The 20,189-nt window shown below is 53.8% G+C and carries 22 protein-coding genes; 13 read left to right on the top strand and 9 right to left on the bottom strand.

The features are described 5' to 3' along the window. Positions 1-9 precede the first annotated feature (9 nt). From KBY68_RS05030 to KBY68_RS05020, 3 genes are all read right to left on the bottom strand, one after another. Complete coding sequence (locus KBY68_RS05030; RefSeq protein ID WP_255096143.1) at positions 10-1,797, bottom strand: peptidoglycan D,D-transpeptidase FtsI family protein; 1,788 nt, start codon at positions 1,795-1,797, stop codon at positions 10-12. A 28-nt stretch (positions 1,798-1,825) separates the two neighbouring features. Then, positions 1,826-2,320, bottom strand: a complete 495-nt coding sequence (locus KBY68_RS05025) for a hypothetical protein (protein WP_255096141.1) — start codon at positions 2,318-2,320, stop codon at positions 1,826-1,828. Between the two features lie 99 nt (positions 2,321-2,419). Beyond that, positions 2,420-3,739 carry a CPBP family intramembrane glutamic endopeptidase gene (locus KBY68_RS05020; protein WP_255096140.1) on the bottom strand — a complete coding sequence of 440 codons (1,320 nt, stop codon included), beginning with the start codon at positions 3,737-3,739 and terminating at the stop codon, positions 2,420-2,422. Between the two features lie 14 nt (positions 3,740-3,753). Here KBY68_RS05020 and KBY68_RS05015 point away from each other — a divergent pair, with 14 nt between their 5' ends. Both KBY68_RS05015 and KBY68_RS05010 read left to right on the top strand, forming a co-directional pair. Continuing rightward, positions 3,754-5,103, top strand: coding sequence for a histidine phosphatase family protein (locus KBY68_RS05015; protein WP_261345711.1), 1,350 nt, complete (start codon positions 3,754-3,756; stop codon positions 5,101-5,103). Then, positions 5,100-6,389, top strand: a complete 1,290-nt coding sequence (locus KBY68_RS05010; RefSeq protein ID WP_255096139.1) for an amidohydrolase family protein — start codon at positions 5,100-5,102, stop codon at positions 6,387-6,389. Before KBY68_RS05015 ends, KBY68_RS05010 begins: the two co-directional genes overlap by 4 nt. On the opposite strand, the gene lepB is transcribed toward KBY68_RS05010, so the two are convergent. Further along, on the bottom strand, positions 6,322-6,996 hold the full coding sequence (lepB, locus tag KBY68_RS05005; protein WP_255096138.1) for a signal peptidase I: 675 nt from the start codon (positions 6,994-6,996) through the stop codon (positions 6,322-6,324). The genes KBY68_RS05010 and lepB overlap by 68 nt on opposite strands. Before the next feature lie 53 nt (positions 6,997-7,049). Here lepB and KBY68_RS05000 point away from each other — a divergent pair, with 53 nt between their 5' ends. Further along, complete coding sequence (locus tag KBY68_RS05000) at positions 7,050-8,399, top strand: dihydroorotase (protein ID WP_255096137.1); 1,350 nt, start codon at positions 7,050-7,052, stop codon at positions 8,397-8,399. 3 nt (positions 8,400-8,402) lie between these two features. Here the strand turns inward: KBY68_RS05000 and KBY68_RS04995 are convergent, their stop codons facing one another. Further along, positions 8,403-8,648, bottom strand: coding sequence for a Nif11-like leader peptide family RiPP precursor (locus tag KBY68_RS04995; protein WP_106499231.1), 246 nt, complete (start codon positions 8,646-8,648; stop codon positions 8,403-8,405). Positions 8,649-8,710: 62 nt separating this feature from the next. Between KBY68_RS04995 and KBY68_RS04990 the strand changes: the two genes are divergently transcribed. Next, the gene (locus KBY68_RS04990) at positions 8,711-10,216 is read left to right on the top strand and encodes a hypothetical protein (protein WP_241536998.1); all 1,506 of its coding nucleotides are present in this window, start codon (positions 8,711-8,713) and stop codon (positions 10,214-10,216) included. Here the strand turns inward: KBY68_RS04990 and KBY68_RS04985 are convergent. Then, a complete protein-coding gene (locus KBY68_RS04985) occupies positions 10,185-10,553 on the bottom strand; it encodes a 2Fe-2S iron-sulfur cluster-binding protein (protein WP_106499204.1) in 369 nt (122 codons plus the stop codon). The two genes, KBY68_RS04990 and KBY68_RS04985, sit on opposite strands and share 32 nt — an antisense overlap. A gap of 94 nt (positions 10,554-10,647) precedes the next feature. Here KBY68_RS04985 and KBY68_RS04980 point away from each other — a divergent pair, with 94 nt between their 5' ends. Beyond that, complete coding sequence (locus KBY68_RS04980) at positions 10,648-11,325, top strand: class I SAM-dependent methyltransferase (RefSeq protein ID WP_255096136.1); 678 nt, start codon at positions 10,648-10,650, stop codon at positions 11,323-11,325. 252 nt (positions 11,326-11,577) lie between these two features. On the opposite strand, the gene KBY68_RS04975 is transcribed toward KBY68_RS04980, so the two are convergent. Beyond that, entirely contained in the window at positions 11,578-12,003 is a 426-nt protein-coding gene (locus KBY68_RS04975) for a DUF8631 domain-containing protein (RefSeq protein WP_106499206.1), read from the bottom strand. Between the two features lie 146 nt (positions 12,004-12,149). Here KBY68_RS04975 and KBY68_RS04970 point away from each other — a divergent pair, with 146 nt between their 5' ends. From KBY68_RS04970 to KBY68_RS04950, 5 genes are all read left to right on the top strand, one after another. Then, positions 12,150-13,952 (top strand): proline--tRNA ligase, encoded by a 1,803-nt coding sequence (locus tag KBY68_RS04970; RefSeq protein WP_255096135.1) that lies wholly within the window; start codon positions 12,150-12,152, stop codon positions 13,950-13,952. Beyond that, positions 13,952-14,368 (top strand): hypothetical protein, encoded by a 417-nt coding sequence (locus KBY68_RS04965; protein WP_255096134.1) that lies wholly within the window; start codon positions 13,952-13,954, stop codon positions 14,366-14,368. Before KBY68_RS04970 ends, KBY68_RS04965 begins: the two co-directional genes overlap by 1 nt. A 23-nt stretch (positions 14,369-14,391) precedes the next feature. Then, positions 14,392-14,847, top strand: coding sequence for a photosystem II protein Psb27 (psb27, locus tag KBY68_RS04960; protein WP_255096133.1), 456 nt, complete (start codon positions 14,392-14,394; stop codon positions 14,845-14,847). Positions 14,848-14,947: 100 nt separating this feature from the next. Then, positions 14,948-16,261 (top strand): adenylosuccinate synthase, encoded by a 1,314-nt coding sequence (locus KBY68_RS04955; RefSeq protein ID WP_106499209.1) that lies wholly within the window; start codon positions 14,948-14,950, stop codon positions 16,259-16,261. Beyond that, positions 16,258-17,256 (top strand): adenosine kinase, encoded by a 999-nt coding sequence (locus KBY68_RS04950; protein WP_255096132.1) that lies wholly within the window; start codon positions 16,258-16,260, stop codon positions 17,254-17,256. Before KBY68_RS04955 ends, KBY68_RS04950 begins: the two co-directional genes overlap by 4 nt. Here the strand turns inward: KBY68_RS04950 and KBY68_RS04945 are convergent. After that, entirely contained in the window at positions 17,253-18,041 is a 789-nt protein-coding gene (locus KBY68_RS04945; RefSeq protein WP_255096131.1) for a precorrin-6A/cobalt-precorrin-6A reductase, read from the bottom strand. The genes KBY68_RS04950 and KBY68_RS04945 overlap by 4 nt on opposite strands. A gap of 15 nt (positions 18,042-18,056) precedes the next feature. Here KBY68_RS04945 and KBY68_RS04940 point away from each other — a divergent pair, with 15 nt between their 5' ends. Next, the gene (locus KBY68_RS04940) at positions 18,057-18,515 is read left to right on the top strand and encodes a single-stranded DNA-binding protein (RefSeq protein WP_255096130.1); all 459 of its coding nucleotides are present in this window, start codon (positions 18,057-18,059) and stop codon (positions 18,513-18,515) included. 5 nt (positions 18,516-18,520) lie between these two features. Here the strand turns inward: KBY68_RS04940 and KBY68_RS04935 are convergent, their stop codons facing one another. Further along, positions 18,521-18,715, bottom strand: a complete 195-nt coding sequence (locus tag KBY68_RS04935) for a DUF8666 family protein (protein WP_106499213.1) — start codon at positions 18,713-18,715, stop codon at positions 18,521-18,523. Between the two features lie 52 nt (positions 18,716-18,767). On the opposite strand from KBY68_RS04935, the gene KBY68_RS04930 reads away from it, so the two are divergent. After that, entirely contained in the window at positions 18,768-19,310 is a 543-nt protein-coding gene (locus KBY68_RS04930; protein ID WP_106499235.1) for a DUF2854 domain-containing protein, read from the top strand. Next, positions 19,301-20,188, top strand: coding sequence for an acetylglutamate kinase (gene argB, locus KBY68_RS04925; protein WP_255096129.1), 888 nt, complete (start codon positions 19,301-19,303; stop codon positions 20,186-20,188). The genes KBY68_RS04930 and argB overlap by 10 nt, the downstream gene beginning before the upstream one ends. Position 20,189: the final 1 nt, after the last annotated feature.

The following is a 20,189-nucleotide window of genomic DNA, read 5'->3' as shown; positions in this document are numbered from 1 at the left end:
AGCTGCGGTTCAAGCCTTGCTTAAGGCTTTGTTTGAAGCACTGGTTTTACTGGGTGGAATTTGTTCGATTACTAATAAAGCTTCAATGATGCTTTTAGCAACCGGCGCCGCCACGGTGGAACCATAGGCATTACCTCCTTGGGGTTCATCCACCACCACTAAAACCACATAACGGGGATCATTAATCGGTAGGTGGGCCACAAAACTAGTAATCCTTGCCCCAGCGATGTAAACCCCATTGGCTGCTTTCTGGGCGGTGCCGGTTTTACCGCCAATGCGGTAACCCGGCACCTGGGCAGCTTTTCCACTGCCCTTTTCCACCACTGTTTCCAACCAGTTCAGCACTAATTTGCACACCTTGGGATCCAACAATTGCAAGCCGTTGCTGGCGGCTGCATCGGCCAGATTGTCGCCACTGCGCAGGCCGCGGGTGATGTGGGGGCTCACCAACTTGCCACCATTCACCAGCATCCCATGCAATTGAAGTGCTTTTAATGGTGTGAGAGCAAAGCCTTGGCCAAAGGCTGCGGTGGCTGGTTCGATTGGATTTTCAAGGAAGGTGGCCCGTGATTTGAGCTGGCCGCTCACCGCCCCTGGTAAGTCGGTATCTGGGGCTGTGCCAATGCCAATTCGATCTAACCATTGCCAATAAAGCGCTGGTTTTAGTTTCTGCATTGCTTTTACCATCGCCACATTGCTCGAAACCTGCAAGGTTGTGGGTAGATCAATTAGGCCATAGGCGGATTTATCGTTATTAAAAATTGGCCAGCCGCCTATTTGTAAGGAACCGGTGTCGTTTAAACGGGTGTTTGGCTGCAGGGCTTTTTCCTGCAAACCGATGGCGATGTTTATCGGTTTAAAAGTTGAACCAGGTTCGTAGAGATCCTGCACCGACCACTCACGAAATAGGCCGGGTTGATGGCGCCAGAATTGATTTGGATCGTAGGTGGGCACTGAAGTGAGTGCTAATAATTCTCCATTGCGGGCATCCATAACCATGGCTGCGCCCCGCTTGGCATTCCATTTCTTCACCTGGCGGGCTAACTCCATCTGAGCCACCCGTTGTAAACGGGTATCAAGGGTTAGTTGCAGCTTCAAATCGTCGCGGAACATGCTGCCTGCCCCTAAGCCATCCGGCAGTGGGGTGCCATCGCCACCGCGGCGGATGCCAATGCTGCTTTCTTGGCTGCGTAAATCCTTTTCTAAACTTTGCTCTAATCCAGCTTGGGGAATTCGCTCCAGGTTGAGGAAACCAACAACATTTGCAAATAGTGGCCCCTGGGGATAAATCCGCTGCGGTCCGTGTTCAAAGTCGATGCCATCAATGCCAAGGGCTTTGAGCCTTGAGCCAAGCGATGGTTCGAGATTTGTGGCCAGTTTTACGCCAGAGCGATGGCTGCCAAGGCGGGCAACCAATACATCTGGATCAAGCCCCAGCAGTGGGGCCAACCGTAGGGCCACCTCACGATTGCTGCGTTTTCTACCGGGGTCGTCGCCGGGGAAATGGAAATAACGGGGGTGGGCCCAAACGGTTACCCGTTCTTCATCAATCGCCAGTAAGCGGCCGGTGCGATCAACAATGCTGCGGCGCCTACCCAGGGGATCAAGTTTTTCTGTTTGCACCTGCCGGGCCTTTGCTTCAAGTTTTTGGCCTTCCATCACTTGAAGCCAACCCAACCTGAGCGCTAAACCGCCTAAACCCAAAATTAAAAGCACTACAACCGTTACCAGCCTTGAACTTGGCACGGGGTGCAATTGCAACACCCTGTGGCGATTTGGCGGGGTTTTGCGCGCCATTGTGGCTGAAGATTTACGGGCCAAATTTTTAGTAGCCACTTGCCATCAAGGAAAAGCGCAAGGGCCGATGGATTTGATCTATGGCCTGGCTAGCCGATGGTGGTTTTGGCACGAATAACAAATCTTCGCTGCGGGTTGCCACTAGCGCTCCCGGTTGACGCGCCTTGAGCAGGTGGAATTGTTCTAAGGATGAAATCGTTTCCTGAACGCGATGTTGAAGTTCTTGGGCAGCATGGAGATCCCGGAAATCATTGCCCCAGCGGTTCTGCCAATGCAGCGTTAAACCCGTTAAAACAACTGCTGCTACTCCTGTTGCTACCAATCCACCATCGGCGATGCGATGTAGGCCGGCCAACCAAGGAGCCTGGCGTTCCACCCGCTTGGCAGATAGGGAACCCTGTAATAACTCAAGTTTGCGTTTTTGCCGTTGGGCCTTGCGTTGGGCTACTTGGGCCCTGCGCAATTCCAGCTCCTGATCTTGGTGATTAGTTTGGGGATGGCGAAGGGGGAGCGGAACAGCCACTAGTTGTGGAGCTTAAGCAAGATGCGCTAGTGAACCATCCACCACTGGTGGTGGCAAGGGTTTACGGAAAAGCTTCCATTATTTAACCGCTTTTGCTAACTAACTGCCGAGCATTATTAGATTGAAAAAAGTGAGACCGTTCCAAAGCCCATGCATAACAACACAACTGCTCAAATTGCCGCTGCGTAGCCGCACCCAGCCGAGCCCTAGGCCGAGCACAAATAAGGGTGCTGCCTCACTAAGGCTTAAATGGGCCAGTGCAAAAACCAGGGCGCTGATAACAACACCAGCAAAATTTCCCCAATAGCCCCCCAGCACCGGCAGCAGCAGGCCACGGAACAAAAGCTCTTCAAATAATGGCGCTAACACCACTGCTGTGATTGCAAGCAGGGCTAAGGCGGTGCCATTTCTACTATCTAAAACCTGTTCGAGCAGCGGATTACTGCCTCCGGCTTGGGGCCAGATTTGTTCCACCACCCATCCCACCAATGCCACCAGGGGTAAAGCGAGCAGCAGCCCCCTAAAGCCCTGCCCAATGGCATTCCAGCTGGGATTCCATTGCAAATCCTTGCCTTTAAAGGCCCAGATCAAAAGCAAAGCTGGTAATGCTGTAAAGCTGTAGAGCCCCATAACAACGGCGCCACTGCTGGCGGCAGCTTCTAGGGGTAAAAGGGATATCAGCTTTGAAACCAGTGGCATCGCCACCAGGGGAAGGATTACCTCCCCCAGCACAACAAAACCACCGGCAACAACCAATACTGTTTCCATGAGGCTTAAGCCTGGGCCGAGTAGCTCTGGTGCTGCATTGAGGCGATGGCGCCATATCTGCCAAAGCAATCTGCCCAGCAGCAACACCCCAGCCACCACCCCAGCCAAGGGCAGCAGGCTCACCAAGATCAAACGGGTTTTTGCCTGTTCGATTAGGGGCGGTGCCACACATAAGTTGGTGGGTTTTGCAAGGGCTTTGCAACTCAGTAAGCGATATATCGGCCTCTCTGGAAGTGGGGGCAATTGCTCGCTTGCTTCAGGCCTGAGCAAGGCTTTAGCCAAGCTCTGTTGCTGGGGGCTGCCATTGCTTGCCACCGATTCAAAATGCAGTTTTGCAGCAGCGCTTTTACCGAGCTGCAACTCCAGCAGGCCCTGCTCAAGCAAACTTTCACTACTGCTTGCAGTGCTGCTTTTTTGCACTGCCTCTAGCAATAACTGGGTTGGATTTTTTTCCACCAGCTTTTCAATTATTGGGCTTTGTTTTCCTTGGATCGCCAGCAGATTTAGTTCCAGTTGCCTTTGCTCGAGGGCATTGCCCACGGAGGGGCGATCAAGGCTATCCAGCAGGGAAAAGCCCCAGATCAAACTTGCTAATAGCAGGCTTAGCCAAGCCAACAGAGTGATACCAACGGCAGTGCGCTTGGGGGGCAACGGTGCGTCCTACGATGGCTAATCAGATCCTAAAGAGTCCTGTGGCCACAAGGATTTTACTGGTACGACACGGGCTCAGCAGCTTCAATCTCGAAGGACGCATCCAAGGGCGGGAGGATGCCTCTGTGCTCAGTGCCGCAGGGGAGCAACAGGCCCGCCAGCTGGGTAAGGCCCTGGCGGAATTAAGCATTGATGCGATTTTGTGTTCCCCCCTGCAGAGGGCCCAACGCACTGCCCAGTTGTTAATGGAGTGCCAAGGGGGTAAAGCAGCGATCACAAGCAGCAATCTGTTGCTTGAAATCGACCTCAGCCCATGGTTTGGGCTCACCCGCAACCAGGTGGCTGAACAGTATCCAGAGGCCCACCTGCAATGGAAGCAGGCACCGGCTGAACTGCAGTTGCAGCAAGCAGATGGCAGGCCCTACCTACCAGTACAGGAGCTGCACAGCCAAGCTGAACAACTCTGGCAGCAACTAACAACTGAACATCCACCAGAGGCAAATCACACGGTTTTAGTGGTTGCCCATAACGGAATTTTGCGTTGTTTATTACTTGCTGCCCTTGGCTTACCTGCCAGCCATTTCAACCGCTACCGCATCAATAACTGTTCCCTATCGGTTTTGAATTTGCGCCCTGGTGGCGAAGTGCAGATTGAATCCCTCAATACGATTTCCCACCTTGATGATCCATTGCCCCAGCGTTCAGGTGGCCCCAGGCTTTTGCTTGTTCGCCATGGGGAAACAAATTGGAACCGCGAGGGCAGGTTTCAGGGGCAAATCGACATTCCTTTAAACGATCGGGGCTACGCCCAGGCTGAGGCAGCAGCTCAGTTCTTGCAAAATGTTGAATTGGATCGGGCTTACACCAGTTCCATGGCCAGGCCGCGTCAAACAGCAGAAGCAATCCTTAGGGCCCAAGCAAAAGCAGTTCCACTTACCAGTTGTGGCGGACTTGTGGAAATTGCCCACGGCGAATGGGAGGGATGTTTAGAAGCTGAAATCCAAGCTGGTTGGCCTGATTTGTTGGCCGCATGGCAAAGCCACCCCCATACGGTGGAAATGCCCAGTGGCGAAACAATTCAACAGGTGTGGGACCGTTCGGTTCAAAGTTGGCAGGCGATTGTGGCTGGTTTAAGCAACCAGGAAACCGCCCTGGTGGTGGCCCACGATGCAGTGAATAAAACAATCCTTTGTTACCTGCTAGGGCTCTCCCCAGCTGATATTTGGGCGGTTAAGCAGGGCAATGGTGGGGTGAGTGTGATCGATTACGGCTCCGGGGGGATTGGCGAACCTGTGGTGGCAGGTTTAAATCTCACCGGTCATCTGGGGGGGGTGCTTGATCGCACTGCAGCTGGGGCCCTGTGAAGTTTCTTCTGCGTGAGCTGCAGTTCTTAGAGGGCCCAAATCAACCCCTGAGGCGAACATCGGTTCTATTAGCTGGCCAACAACTGCTGGCCTTTGATCAGCAAGCAGAGCAATTGGCAGCCCTTGATTCTGAGGTTGTTGTTCTGCAGGCCCAAAGCCAATGGCTGATCGCACCTGTACTTGTAGATCCCCACAGCATTCTTGAAGATCCAGAACTAGGCCCTGCCGAAACCCTCAAAAGCCTTGGCATTGAATGTGCCGCCGCTGGCTATGGAAGTGTTGCTTTGTTACCCCAGGCCCGTTGCTGGAGGGATCAACCTGAACAGTTGCAACTGCAATGGCCCCAGCCCCTGCAGTTGCATTGTTGGGGCGCCCTAAGCCTTGCGGGTGATGGCAAGGCATTTGCACCCCATCGAGAATTGCTGCAGGCAGGGGCCATTGGCCTTGCTGAATCGGAGTCGATTCCACCAATGCCTCTGCTGGAGCGGGCTGTTGTGCTCGGTGAGGTATTGGAGGCTCCCCTATTGCTGGCGCCAAGGGACCAAGATCTAACCCAAGGTGGTTTTGTGCGCGATGGGGTTGCTGCCCTGCGGCTTGGTTGGCCAGGCGACCCCCCCGCTAGCGAAACGCTGCCATTGGCAAGTTTATTAGCGCTTATTGCGGCAACTGGTTCAGCCCTGCCTTTTCGCTTGATGAATTTATCAACGGCAGCGGCTTTGGATCAATTGCAACACTGCCAGCAACCTCCCCAGGCCAGCGTGAGCTGGTGGCACCTGCTAACCCACAACGCAGAACTAAATCCCCAGGCTGAGGGCTGGCGGGTGCAACCCTCCCTTGGCGGGGAATTGGATCGTTGCCGTTTGAGGCAAGCCCTGCGATCCGGCTTATTGCAGGCTGTGGCGGTGCATCACTGCCCCTTAGATCTTGAGGAACAGCTGCTACCCCTTGATCAAAGGCGGCCTGGTGTGGCCGGCTATCAAGCGGTGTTGCCCAGCCTTTGGCATGCCCTGGTGGAAGGGGATGGATGGAGTGCTGCGGAACTATGGCAGGCCCTTAGTTGGGGACCTGCCAGTTTTCTGGGTGTTCGGCCAGAGATCCTGGTGCCAGGCAGTAGCCGTTGGTTGCTATTTGATCCCCAGCACCCCTTTTCCTATCAAGCTGGCAGCCTTGCTGCTAATCGCCCCTTAAGGCAAGAGCAATTAAAAGGACAAGTGCTGGCTACTGGGTTGCAGGCGCCACAGGCTTGGCGCTGGGATCAGGGTGCAAAAGTGAGCCAAACCTGTTAGGCGGCCAAAAACGAAACAGCGCCCTGCCAATTATTTGATCCTCTGGCACAAAGTTTGTGCCAGGCCAAAAGCGTCCGTCCCAACTATTGGCGCGGTTATCACCTAAAACCAAAACAGATTTAGCTGGCACCACAGTTTGCAATGATTTGCAGGGTGATGAACTGCAGTAATTGCTTACATAGGGTTCAAAAACTTTTTTACCATTTATTTGTATTTTGCCGCTTGGATCAACAACAACTTGATCTCCCGCTATTGCCACCACTCTTTTTATGTAGGCATCACAGGCTGGCGCCTGGAGGCCAGCCAGGGCACCAATAATCGGTAAGTTAACAAAAAAGCATTGCAGTGGGCCTGGGCGGTAGGAGTCTTTAAGGGCCGGATCAAAGGCCTGGGGGGCATTAAAAACAATTATTTCTCCCCTCCTGGGGCTGCGTTGGCGGCTGCTGAGTTTTTCAACCATTAAACGATCCTGTAACTGCAGGCCGGGCAGCATTGAACCGGAGGGGATATAGCGGGCCTCCAGCAAAAAATGCCTCGTTAGCAAGATCAAAGCCAGCGGTAACAGCAGGCTGCGCCAAAACCCCCCTTCCTGTTGTGGTTCTTCCAAGCCGAAACAGTGCTTTATATGCACACTAGGGGCAAAGCTGCTGCGCATTTGCCATGGCTATGGCCGAAGGAGATTTGATGGTGCGCGGTGGCCAAGTGCTGCAAGCCGATGGCAGTTTGAGATCGCTGGATTTAGAGATCCGAGCTGGCGTAATTGAGGCCTGCCATGAGATTCCAGCCGCTGCTTGGGATGGCCCTGTGCTGGAAGCCCATGGGTTAACCGTGTTGCCAGGGGTGATTGATCCCCAAGTGCACTTCCGTGATCCTGGCCTCACCCATAAGGAAGACCTAATTAGCGCCAGCCGGGCCTGTTTACGGGGAGGGGTAACGGCATACCTGGAAATGCCTAATACGGTGCCACCAACAATTAGTGCCGAGGCGCTCATAGCCAAGTTGGCACGGGCTGCAGCGGTTAGCCGCGTGCACTACGGCTTCTTTTTTGGTGCCTGCGGTGATTGCTCCAACCTGGATGCCCTAAGCAACCCAGGCCAGGTGTGCGGCATAAAGATGTTTATGGGAAGCGGCAAGGGCATCCTTGATTGTGGTGATATCGATGGCCAGGAACGCATTTTTGCAACTGGCAAGGCCTTGATTGCCGTGCACGCAGAAGATCAAGAGCGGCTGCGCCAGCGCAGTGAAATGCTTTTAGCCCAATACCCCAACCCCTCTGAACGGCCGCCGGATCTCCATTCCCAAGTGCATGATCCAGAGGCAGCGATGCTTGCCACCCAGCGGGCTGTGCTGTTTTCAAATCGCTATGGCCGCCGTTTACATGTGCTTCATCTCACCACTGGGGCAGAGGCGGAATGGTTGCGCCACAACAAAACCGCTCTGATCAGCACAGAGGTAACCCCCCAGCATCTTTTGCTGGATAGCAGTGCCTATGGCTTAATCGGCAGCCTTGCCCAAATGAATCCACCCCTGCGCACCGCTGCAGACAGAGAAATGCTTTGGCAAGCCCTATTGGATGGGGTTATCGATTGCATCGCCACCGACCACGCACCCCACACCCTCACAGAAAAGGCAAAACCCTATCCCCATAGTCCCTCTGGTATGCCAGGGGTTGAAACATCACTGGCTTTGATGCTTACTCAAGTTGGCCTTGGCCGATGCAGCTTGGCCCAAGTTTCCAACTGGATGAGTTTGAAACCAGCTGAACTCTATGGAATTGAACGTAAAGGCAAGTTGGAGCCTGGTTGGGATGGGGATTTGGTGTTGGTAGATATGAATCGCTCCAAGCCCGTGCTTAGGGAGGAGGTGGTAAGCCGCTGTGGCTGGAGTCCCTTTGAGGGTTGGGAATTGATCGGTTGGCCTGAAGCAACGGTGGTGGCAGGTGTTGTTGGCTATGAAAAGGGCCAATTCAATGAAGCCTGCCGGGGCAAGGCGCTGCAATTTACAAACTGAGCACTAGCCGGGAATGAAAGAACGCAAGCGGCGGGCTTCTTCCCCAGCACGCTGTTGTAGGTCGCGGTTGCTCAGGCTTGCTTCCTGCCTTGCCTGGGCTGCCAACACATCCTGTTCACTGAGCTGGTAACCGGCTCGGCTTGCCAAAGCAAGGAAAGCCTCTAGATCCATGGGCTGTTTCAATTGCTCGGCCAGGTTTGGATCCAGGCGCGCTTGCTGCAAAAATTGATCTAATTGGTGCAATGCCACCTTGTTAGCCCGCAATCAAGGGCAAGTTACTCCCTATAGCCTGGGGTGATTGAAAATATGTGATGGTGCGACCCCGCTGGCTGCATGCCCCTAAATGGCGCAACCATCTGCCCCTAAGGCCTTTGGGGCACAGTTGGGATTTATTTGTGGCCATTTGGGCCAGCCTCAACTTGCTGTTGGTGGTGTTTGATATCAGTTATGTGCCATTGCGTAATTTTTGGTTGCAACGGCAGTTGTATTTATTTCCAGGGGTTGCCATAGCCATACCGCTTACTTTTTTACCTGATATCACTCCTTACTACGACCCGATCAAAGGTATCGAACCCCATCGCGATACGGAAAACTATTTAAGGCGTTGGCATGATTTGGATCAACATTTATTAAGCAATAAACTTACAACTAATAAAAGCAAACAATTATTAGGGCAACAGTTGGCGCTTACGGATAAATTAATAACCGAAAACCCCTTTTTGGCGGCTAATAAAACAGGCACCCTGGAACGGATCAAAAACCGTTTAAGGCAACGCACCGGCCTTGAATCTGCTCGGCTTGGGGCGGCCAAACTATTCAGCTCTGAATGGTTACTTTTAAATCCATGGCCGGCAGAACGTATTTTTTGGCAACAGGAGGTGTTACCCCTGGTTGCAACTAATTATTGGCGTTCAATCGATGAAACCGGTAGGGCAACTGAGCGGTTCTGGCGCATTGATTTGGTGTGGTTTCAAAGCGTATTTGCCCTGGATATTCTCTTGCGAGTGCTGCAATTAAAACGCCGCTTTCCAGCTCTTTCATGGCGTGATGCTTGCTTGAGACGTTGGATGGATTTGCCTTTACTACTGCCTTTTTGGCGTGTTGCCCGCGTGATACCAGTGGCAAGCAGGCTTAGGAGTAGTGGCCTAGTGGATGTTGAACCGGTGCGAGTGGTGGTGAGCAGGGGCGTTGTGGCCCTGTTGGCTGTGGAACTGATTGAAGTAATTGCGCTGCAATTAGTAGAGGGTTTGCAGGGGTTAATTCGTTCCCCCCAATGGGAACAGCGAATTAAAAGATTAGGCAAACCAAACAGTTTTCAAGTTGCTGAAAAGCAAGATATTGAAGGTTTATTGCGGCTGTGGCTTCCCTTATTACTTGGCCGGGTTTTGCCAAGATTGGCGCCCCAAGGTAAGGAATTGTTGGCCTATGGCTTGCAAAGAAGTTTAGTTAAAACCCCACTATCAGCACCGCTGCAAAAACTTCAGCCGGTGCAAATAATGGAGAGGGAATTCAGTAGGCAATTAGCCGCTGGTGTAATCGAAGCCCTTTTAGATCTATCCAAAGGCACAGCCGCTGAATTGAGTAGGGATGACCAACGGGTTAAAGATTTATGGCTAAGTGCCAGTGAAGCCTTTTGGCATGAGCTTGGGGACGCCCTAGGTGAAACAGCAACATTGGAGCAGAGCCAGGCTCTGCTCTCGGAAATCTTGGAGCAGTTAAAACTCACCTACTTATCAGGGATAAATAGTGCTGGCGTGGATAATTTATTGCAAAAACTAGAGCAATTTAGCGACGGAGGCTTGGCAACAGAGCCTTGAGGGCACCAAGCAAACTGTTTGATCCTTGACCCGCCCCATCGGCAGGGCGGGTTCTAACAGTTACGTCGCCATTCACGCTGGTGCGGCAGCTCAGCCTGTAGTTAGCGGGGCGATCAGCGAGGTAAACCTCCTCCACATCTGAGCGGGGCGAGAGGTTGTTCATACCCTCCACCACTTCCATAACGCAGGTGCCGCACTGGCCTACCCCACCGCAGTTGTTGAGGTTATTCAGGCCTTTGTAAGGGTTGATACCAGCATCCAAGGCGGCTTTGCGGAGATTTGCCCCTTCAATGCAACCAACCTGCTGGGCTTCCTGCTCAAAACGGATGGTGGGCACGGCGTTTGGATTGATTAGGTGCCAGCCAACTTAACCGGCCGGGGCAACCGAATGGCTCTGCCTAACATTTGGCAACTTACCCAGGCCACAAATTTTGGAAACACAACTTTCCAGTTCCGCCTACGACGACAGGGCCGAACGCCAAATTCCTGGCTATCGCAGTTTGGCTCGTTTATCGGTGGCCTTGATGTCTGGCTTCCCAACGGCCGCCGTAGAGGGGGCGCCTGTGCTGGTGGTTGGTTGCGGCACTGGGGCTGAACTACTAGAGGCCAGGGCGCAAAGAAGCGATTGGCAGCTCACAGCAGTGGATCCCTCCTTTGCCATGGTGGAGGCGGCCCGCCAGAGGCTTGGCAGTGATGCCGAAGCGGTGCAATGGGTTCAAGGTCCGGTGGAGAATTTGCCTGGGGAGCAATGTTTTGCTGCTGCCACAGCCGTGCTGGTGTTGCAGGAATTGGCAGACAATGGCTCCAAATTGGCCTTTCTCGCTTCCTTGGCCCGCTTGCTACAGCCTGGGGCGCCCCTGTTGCTGCTTGATTTAATGGGCGGTGGCAGCGGCTTGAATAGCGCCATGGAACAGCAATTCCAGGGGGCCCTAGGGCAATTTCAAAGGGCCAGTGGCCTCGGCCAGGAACTGCCCCTTATCAATCAAGGGCTCTACCCGATTGGTGAAGCTCGCCGCTCGGCTCTGCTGGATGCGGCGGGATTCAGCGATCCAATCCGGGTATTTCAGGCGCTTCAGTACGAAGGGGTTGTGGCGCTGCGACGCCAATAATCACTTGATTGGTGGGCAAGGGAAGTATTTGATCAGCCAAAACGCAGCAAATTGGCAATAAAATTGCTGCAAAGCCAATGCTTAATCCGGTTAATTCAGCAACTGGATGGAAGCCCCTACTGTGGGGCTCTCCATTTTGTTCACTATCAGTTTCTAAGCCAGGTGTCATACAAAGGGATCAACAACAACCCTTGGATTGGGTTATTTGCATAATGACAGGCGCTGCAAGGATATGCAGCTTTTAGGTTTGCATCAGGCAACATTGCGCTTTAGATCCCGGCGCGAATTCAGGTCGGTGGTGCTGTTGCTACTTGATTCAGCTAGCAGAACACGGATATCACGCAGTTCCTCGAGGATTGTGCTGAGCAGTTGTTGAGTTGCTGAATAGGGGGAGTTGAGCACTTCAACCGTTACCTCCTTGATGCGCAGCACATCCCTGGCAAAACGAGCCACCTCATTGGGGTGAAATAGCAACGCTTCCTTTTGGTCGCTGCGGTATTCAGGATTGAGCTTGCGGGCATTAAAGGGTGGATTGAGGTTGCGGGGGTCGGTGTTTGTGTATCTGTAAACAGATGCCCTAGAGCGATTTAGGGCCCGCTGCACGTCATCGATGGAGATGAGTGCATCACTGGCAACTACTTCTTCGTTCGTGTAACCCATGGGGGATATGGCAACCATGAGACAGCTCTTGGACAAGCGGGATTTCGCCAGACCATAGCAGATGTTTTTCGTTGGTCCAGGCTTAAATCCTGTGCTGTGGAGCTAAAAAAAGCGTCCCATCGCCGCGGCCCAGTGATAGCTTCCGGCCAAACCACAAATTCCCCATGCGCGTCTCCCGTTTACTCCTGGTGACGCTGCGCGATGACCCCGCCGAAGCTGAAATCCCCTCCCATCGCCTCCTGGTGAGGGCCGGTTACATCAGAAGGCTGGCGGCTGGCATCTACGCCTATTTGCCTTTGATGTGGCGGGTTTTAAGCAAGATCTCAGCGATTGTTCGAGAGGAGATGAATGCCACCGGCGCGCTGGAAACCCTCTTGCCCCAGCTCCAGCCGGCAGAGCTCTGGCAGCGCAGTGGCCGTTGGGCTGGCTACACCGATGGGGAAGGAATCATGTTCAACCTGGTGGATCGCCAGGATCGTGCCCTGGGGCTTGGCCCCACCCATGAAGAGGTAATCACCACCCTGGCTGCTGATTTGTTGCGTTCCTACAGGCAATTACCAGCAAGCCTCTATCAAATTCAAACCAAATTCCGTGATGAAATCAGACCCCGCTTTGGCTTGATGCGCGGCCGCGAATTCATCATGAAGGATGCCTATTCCTTCCATGCCAGCAGCGGCGACCTGGCCAACACCTATGGGGTGATGGAAGCGGCCTATAAGCGAATTTTTGCCCGTTGCGGTGTGCAGTCGATCGCAGTTGATGCTGATAGCGGTGCGATTGGTGGCTCCGCCAGTAAGGAATTCATGGTTACGGCCGACGCCGGTGAAGATCTGATTTTGATCAGCGCAGATAACAGCTATGCCGCCAACCAGGAAAGGGCTGAATCCTTGGCACCGGAAGCTGAACCACTTTTGATAGACGAGGCCAGTTATCTGGCGACCCCTGGTCAAACCAGCATTGAAGCCCTTTGTTCAGCCCATGGCTTTCAACCGAGCCAAACGGTGAAGGTGCTTTTGCTGGTGGCGCGTTTCAGCAATGGCACTGGCCACGCATTGCTGGTGAGCCTGCGGGGCGACCAGCAACTAAATGAGGTGAAATTGAGCAATGCCCTAACCAGAGCCCATGGTTCCCAATGGGGAAGCCTGCTCAAACTGCAGGCCTTGGAAGCATCTTGCTTGGCAGATCCCCGCTTGATTCCGATGGGCTATGTGGGTCCTGATCTGGATGATTCCGTGCTGGCTGGCAGCCCATCACTGGCGCCAAAATTTTTGCGTTACGCCGATAGCAGCGCCGCTCAGCTCAACTGTTTTGTTTGCGGTGCAAACACCCCTAACCAACATTTGGTTGGGGCCCGCTGGGGCACCAATGGGATTCCACTGCCTGAGGTGCTTGATCTGCGTTCCGCCCAAGCGGGCGACCGCTGCTGCCACGATCCAGCTCAAGTGCTCCAGGCCACCCGCGGCATTGAGGTGGGGCACATTTTTCAATTGGGTAGGAAGTATTCAGAAGCGCTTGATGCCCGTTTCACCAATGAACAGGGAGAGGAGGAGGCCCTGTGGATGGGCTGTTACGGCATTGGGGTTTCGCGTTTGGCCCAGGCTGCTGTTGAACAAAACCACGATTCTGCCGGCATCATTTGGCCAGTGCCGATTGCCCCATTTGAGGTGGTGTTAGTAATCGCCAGTGCCCAAGATCCCCAACAGGTGGACCTGGCAGAGGGGCTCTATGGGCAATTGCTAGCAGCTGGTGTTGATGCGCTCTTGGATGATCGCAGCGAGCGGGCGGGAGTGAAATTTAAGGATGCTGAATTGATCGGCATTCCCTGGAGACTGGTGGTGGGCAGGGGAGCCGCCAATGGGGTGGTGGAGTTGGTTGAACGCTGCAGTGGCGATAAACAGGAGGGCCCTGCATCTGAACTAATAGATTTTTTACTCAAGCGCCTGAGCCTTCAACGGCTAGGTGATTAGTGAAATCCCTGCTCCCCCTCTCGGGCTTTGGCCTTTTGCTTTGCCTATGGGGCTGCGGGCAGCCTGTTGCCCGCTTAGGCAGCCGTGAGGTGTGGCTAGGTGAATCAAAAACCAAAACCCGTTTAGGGCCAGATCGAAGCCTTTGGCAACTGCCGGTTTTAATTAAAAATCCAGCTGGAGAGCAAATCAGCCTGGAGGTTCAGTTGGAGTGCGATGGCGCTAGGCCGGCCAGCGGTTTGATCAGTTTGATTAATTTGCGCCGTGAGGATCCGCTGCTGGGTATTAATCGACGCGATCCTTCCCTTGAACGCAGTTGGTCGGGGGCTGATGGAAGCCTTCCTCCAACTTGGCTAAAACAGCTTGCAATCAGCCATTGCACAGCTGCGCAGCTGCCCCCCCGTTGGCGTAGCAATTAAGCTTTAGCAATTGCTTGGAAACCATGTTGCCCACAAAGCTGCAATCGCTCTTAAGGCACATGCAAAACCAAATAAACGAGCAACTGATAAAGCCTTTGCTCAGCTTTCTTCTGATCGGCTGTTTGGCCCTTGGCCTAACGGCTTGTGGTGAATCTGCTTCCGGTTTAACCGGATCCTATGTAGACGACACCATGGCGGTGGCAGAAGCCTTGATAACCACCATCTCCACTCCGGCTGAGGGGCCAGAGCGGGCTAACCAGCAGCGAGATGCCAGGGCCCTAATCAATAGCTACATCGCCCTCTATCGCCCCAATAGCTCCGTGAACGGACTCGCCTCCTTCACCACAATGCAAACAGCTTTGAATTCCTTAGCTGGCCACTACGCCAGCTATGCCAATAGACCATTGCCCGAGGCCTTGGTAAAGCGCATAGATAAGGAATTACACAAGGCGGAAACTAGTGTTACCAGAGGATCTTGAGCAATCTCGCAGCAATTTGAAAGTTTTTCTTTGACTCAAGGCACCTTGATCTGAGAAACTTTCGGATTGTCTTGAGAAGCGGCCCCGTGCCGCCCTTGCCTTGGCCAACGTTGTCGTCATAGGGGCTCAGTGGGGTGACGAAGGCAAGGGGAAAATTACCGACTTGCTAAGCCGCTCCGCCGATGTGGTGGTGCGTTACCAGGGGGGGGTAAATGCCGGTCACACGATTGTTGTGGATGGCAAGGTGCTCAAGTTGCACCTCATTCCCTCGGGAATCCTCTACCCAGACACCATGTGTCTGATCGGTTCAGGCACTGTTGTTGATCCCAAGGTGTTGCTCGGTGAGCTGGAGATGCTCGCCAGCAATGGCATTGATGCCAGTGGTTTGAAGGTGGCATCCACTGCCCACGTAACCATGCCCTATCACCGCCTGCTCGATAAGGCGATTGAGGAGCAACGGGGTAGTGGTCGCATCGGAACCACCGGCCGCGGCATCGGCCCCACCTATTCAGATAAAGCAGAGCGCAATGGCATTCGGGTAATCGACCTCCTTGATGAGGCACACCTGCGCGAAAGGCTCGAGGGCCCAATTAAAACCAAGAATTTGCTCCTGGAGCGAATCCATGGCCTAGAGCCCCTTAACGCTGAGGCTGTTATTGCTGAATACGCCGGTTATGGGCGCCTATTGGCACCCCATGTGGTGGATTGCATCCGCAGCATCCATGGGGCAGCAAAAGCACGCAAAAATATTCTTTTTGAAGGGGCCCAGGGCACCCTGCTTGATTTAGATCACGGCACCTATCCCTACGTAACTTCCTCAAATCCTGTGGCTGGGGGCGCCTGTATTGGCGCTGGAGTGGGGCCCACCCTGATCGATCGCGTAATTGGGGTTGCCAAGGCTTACACCACAAGGGTTGGTGAGGGCCCTTTCCCAACGGAACTGGAGGGGAGCCTGTCGGATCACCTCTGCGATCGCGGCGGTGAATACGGCACTACCACTGGCCGCCGCCGCCGTTGTGGTTGGTTTGATGGAGTGATCGGTCGCTATGCCGTTGAAGTGAATGGCCTTGATTGCTTGGCGATCACAAAGCTGGATGTGCTTGATGAACTAGATGAAATTGAAGTTTGTGTTGCCTATGAGCTCGATGGTGAGCGGATTATGCATTTCCCAAGCAGTGCAGCTGATTTCGCCCGTTGCCGCCCAGTTTATGAAACCCTGCCCGGCTGGCAAACCTCCACGGCCGATTGTCGCCGTTTAGATGAATTGCCCGCCACGGCAATGGCCTACTTGCGTTTTCTAGCTGAATTGATGGAGGTGCCCATTGCAATTGTGTCGCTTGGGGCCAGCCGTGATCAAACGATCGTGGTGGAGGATCCCATCCACGGACCAAAACGAGCACTCCTGAGCGCATGACATCCCCCCGCTTCGATGTGGTTGGCATTGGTAATGCCATCGTTGATGTGTTGGCTCCAGCCAGTGAGCAATTTTTGCTATCGCAAGGTATGCAAAAAGGCACCATGGCCCTTTTGAACGCTGAGCAGGCAGATAGCTTGTATAGCGCCATGGGGAATGGCATCGAAACCTCCGGAGGTTCTGCCGCAAATACGATTGCAGCCGTTGCCCAGCTTGGGGCTAGGGCCGGTTTTATCGGCCGGGTGCGCAATGATCAGTTGGGTGAAATATTTGCCCATGATTTAAGGGCCACTGGCGCAAGATTTGATACTCCCGCCGCTGTATCAGGAGCTGCCACTGCCCGCTGCATGATTCTTGTTACCCCTGATGCCCAACGCACGATGGGCACTTTTCTTGGCGCTTCTATTGATTTAGATCCCAAGGATCTAGACCTTTCTATGGTGCGTGAAACCAAAGTTCTGTATCTAGAGGGTTATCTCTGGGATGCTGAGGCCGCAAAACAAGCTTTTCTTGCCGCTGCCGCTGAAGTAAAAGCCCATGGCGGTGAGGTTGCCCTAAGCCTCTCTGATCCATTTTGCGTGGGACGGCATCAACAGAGCTTTCTTGAATTAGTGGAAGGTTATGTTGATATTTTGTTTGCTAATGAAGCAGAAATCACTAGTTTGTATAACACTGATTCCTTTGAAGTTGCTACGGATTTAGTGCGTGGTCATTGCAAGATTGCTTGCCTCACGCGCAGCTCTGAGGGATCATTGGTGCTCACTGGTGATACTACTCTTTCAATACCGCCCTATCACTTTGGCGATTTGCTCGACACCACAGGTGCCGGTGATTGCTACGCCGCTGGTTTCCTTTATGGCTATAGCCAAGGCTGGAGCTACGAACGTTGCGGGCATGCCGGTTCGATCTGCGCGGGTAGGGTTGTTACCCAAATGGGTCCCCGTTCGCAGGAATCATTAAAAACACTTTTAGATAGTAATTTGCCTGATATTTAGGCTTGATCCTCGTTAAATATTCCGATTTTTGTTAGCACTTCATCAAGGCTTAGGCCCTCCCCTTGAGGCCTGGCGATTAGAAGCAATTGCAAATTAAGTGCCTCACAAACTTTGTGCCAATGGTTCTCATTCAGGCCCCCCGATTGACGGGTGAGCACGCTGTGGCAGCCCCATTGGCGGCAGAGAGCTGCCTCCACAAACCATTGGCTCGGATGGGGTTTCAAGCAGGCAATCCGCTCAGGTGCTAAGCCATGGCTAAGGGCCTGCCTTAGGGCCCCAGGGCTAGGCAATAGGCGCACGCAGTGGTCGCTAGCTCTGCTGTATTGCAATGCTTTGCTCAATTCCCTGGCCCCAAGGGCTAGGAGTAATACCTTGCCCTCAAGAGCTTCATTGTTTAGGGCGGCAAGATTGGGCAAAATTTTTGCCTTTCCTGGTGCCAGCTCCGGCCGCCAATAGCGCAGCAGTGGCTGGTGTAATTCGCCGCAGGCTTGGTTTAGTTGCTGATGAATATGGCGTGCAAATGGATGGGTGGCATCAATTACCCAGCGGCAGGGCCATTGCTCGAGGGCAAGCTTTAATTCGCCGTTATTTCCCAGGGCGCCAATTTGGATTTCCAGTTTGGGATGGTTTGGATAGGCGCGGGCAGCGGCGGCTGAAACAACACTCACCCTTAGCTGCCAGCCCCGCCCTATCAAGGCCCCGGCCAGTTTTGGCCCTTCTCCCGTACCACTGAGCAGCCAGAGCCGCTGGTGGCTGGGGACTGATTGGGGGAGAATAGGAACCACGGTTGCGTTTTTGTTGTGAACCAATGCCTGCTGGAAGTTGAAGTGCTGGAGGCTCCAAAAATTAGATACACCCAAGACAACCAAACCCCTATTGCCGAAATGGCCGTGCGGCTTGAGGGTTTGCGGCCTGAGGACCCAGCCGGCGAACTTAAGGTTGTTGGTTTTGGCAGCTTGGCCCAAGACCTACAAAACCGAGTAAGCGTTGGTCAACGCTTGGTGGTTGAAGGGCGTTTACGCATGAACACCGTGGCCCGTGCCGATGGAGTTAAGGAAAAAAAGGTTGAATTCACCTTGGCCCGTATCCACCCGCTGGGTGCCAGCCCAGCAACGCCCCAAGTTGCTGCGGTAGCGCCTGTGGCAACGGTGGCGAACAAGCCGCCGGCAGCAGCAGCTAAAGCCAGCCCATCGGTGCAACCAACCAGTTGGAACACAGGCCCCCTGGTGGATTTACCAGAGGATGAAATTCCCTTCTAGCCGGCTTAATTGGGGGATATTTTTTGGCTTGCTAGCTCCAGCAGTTGGCCTAATTCCCTCTCTAAGGCCGCTAGATCAAGGCGCAGTTCCGGCCAGCTGCCGCCATCAAGTTCCCTTAATAACCAACCACGGTCTTGCTCAAGAGCTGTAATCAGCTCTTTGGCATCGCTTTGTTCAGAAGCTTCTGAGCTGCTGGTCATATAAAGCTTGAATCAAGCCCCATCCTGGAGCCCTTTGGAGGAAGATGGCGGAATGCAAGCCATTCTTTCCCCCGGTTCCCTCTTAACCGTGTTGGGCTCGGTGCTCACGGTTATCGGTTCGATTGCCTACGCCACCGACGCGCCCAATCTCAGTTTGCCAACAATTTTCTATGGCATCCCCATATTTTTGGGGGGCCTTGCCCTTAAATCCTCCGAGCTGCCGCCGGTGCGGCGCCTAACGGCCCCTGCCCAATTTCAAGAACTGCGCGATAAAACTGCCACCGAGGGTCAACTCAAATTGCTCAAGGATGTGGTGCGATGGCGTTATGGCCAAAAAGCACACCTGGAAAGTTCCTTGGAGGCGCTCAAATTGTGGGATGAAGATAATCCGCCCCAGCTTGAAAGCATCGAGGAATACAACTATGGCGATCGCTATGCCCTGCGCCTGCAAGTGCAGCTCAACGCCGTTGATAAAAGCCGTTGGTTTGCCTTGGAGGATCGTTTGGGTAGATTTTTTGGCCCCGGCTTAGAGGCTTGCCTAGAGGAAAACGGTGCCAATGCCCTGAACATTTGTTTTAGACAGCCATGCCCATAGATCCGAGCATCTCCCCCCACGACGCCCTAAGGGTGGAGGTTCTTAGTGAAGCACTGCCTTTCATCCAGCGTTTTAGTGGCCGCAGGGTGGTTATCAAATACGGCGGTGCCGCCATGGTGGATGAACATCTGCGCGAGGCGGTTTTTCGCGATATAGCCCTGCTTGCCAGTGTTGGTGTGCGACCCGTTGTAGTGCACGGTGGTGGACCCGAGATCAATCAATGGTTAAAGCGTTTGGCGATTGAGGCGGTTTTTCAAGAGGGTTTAAGGGTTACCGATCCCGCCACCATGGACGTGGTGGAAATGGTTTTGGTAGGGCGGGTAAATAAACAAATTGTTAATGGTTTAAATCACGTGGGCGGCAATGCCGTTGGCTTCAGTGGCGCCGATGGCGGCCTTGTGCAGGCACGTACCCATGGGGACGGCTCATTGGGGCTTGTTGGCGATGTGGCACGGGTTAATCCGGCCGTGATTATTCCGCTTTTGGATTTGGGTTATATCCCAGTGATTTCCAGTGTTGCCCCAAACGTTGAAGGGCAGTCTTACAACATCAATGCCGATACGGTTGCAGGTGAGTTGGCGGCTGCTTTAGATGCCGAAAAGCTTGTGCTCCTCACCGACACACCGGGGATTTTGCGGGATCGGGCCGATCCAGGTTCATTGATTCGCCACAGCACCCTTTCTCAAGCCAGGGAATTGATCGCCAGCGGGGTTGTGGCCGGTGGCATGGTTCCAAAAACCGAATGCTGCATTCGCGCCCTAGCCCAAGGGGTTAAGGCAGCCCATATCGTTGATGGCCGGGTGCCCCACGCGCTTTTGCTCGAAGTGTTCACCAAGGCGGGCATTGGCACCATGGTGGTGGGAAGCAGTTCGGGTTAGG

The organism is Synechococcus lacustris Maggiore-St4-Slac, from assembly GCF_024345595.1.
GTDB lineage: Bacteria > Cyanobacteriota > Cyanobacteriia > PCC-6307 > Cyanobiaceae > Synechococcus_D > Synechococcus_D lacustris.
The sequence above is the reverse complement of the archived record's forward strand: the minus strand, read 5'-3'. Positions and strand labels throughout refer to the sequence as shown.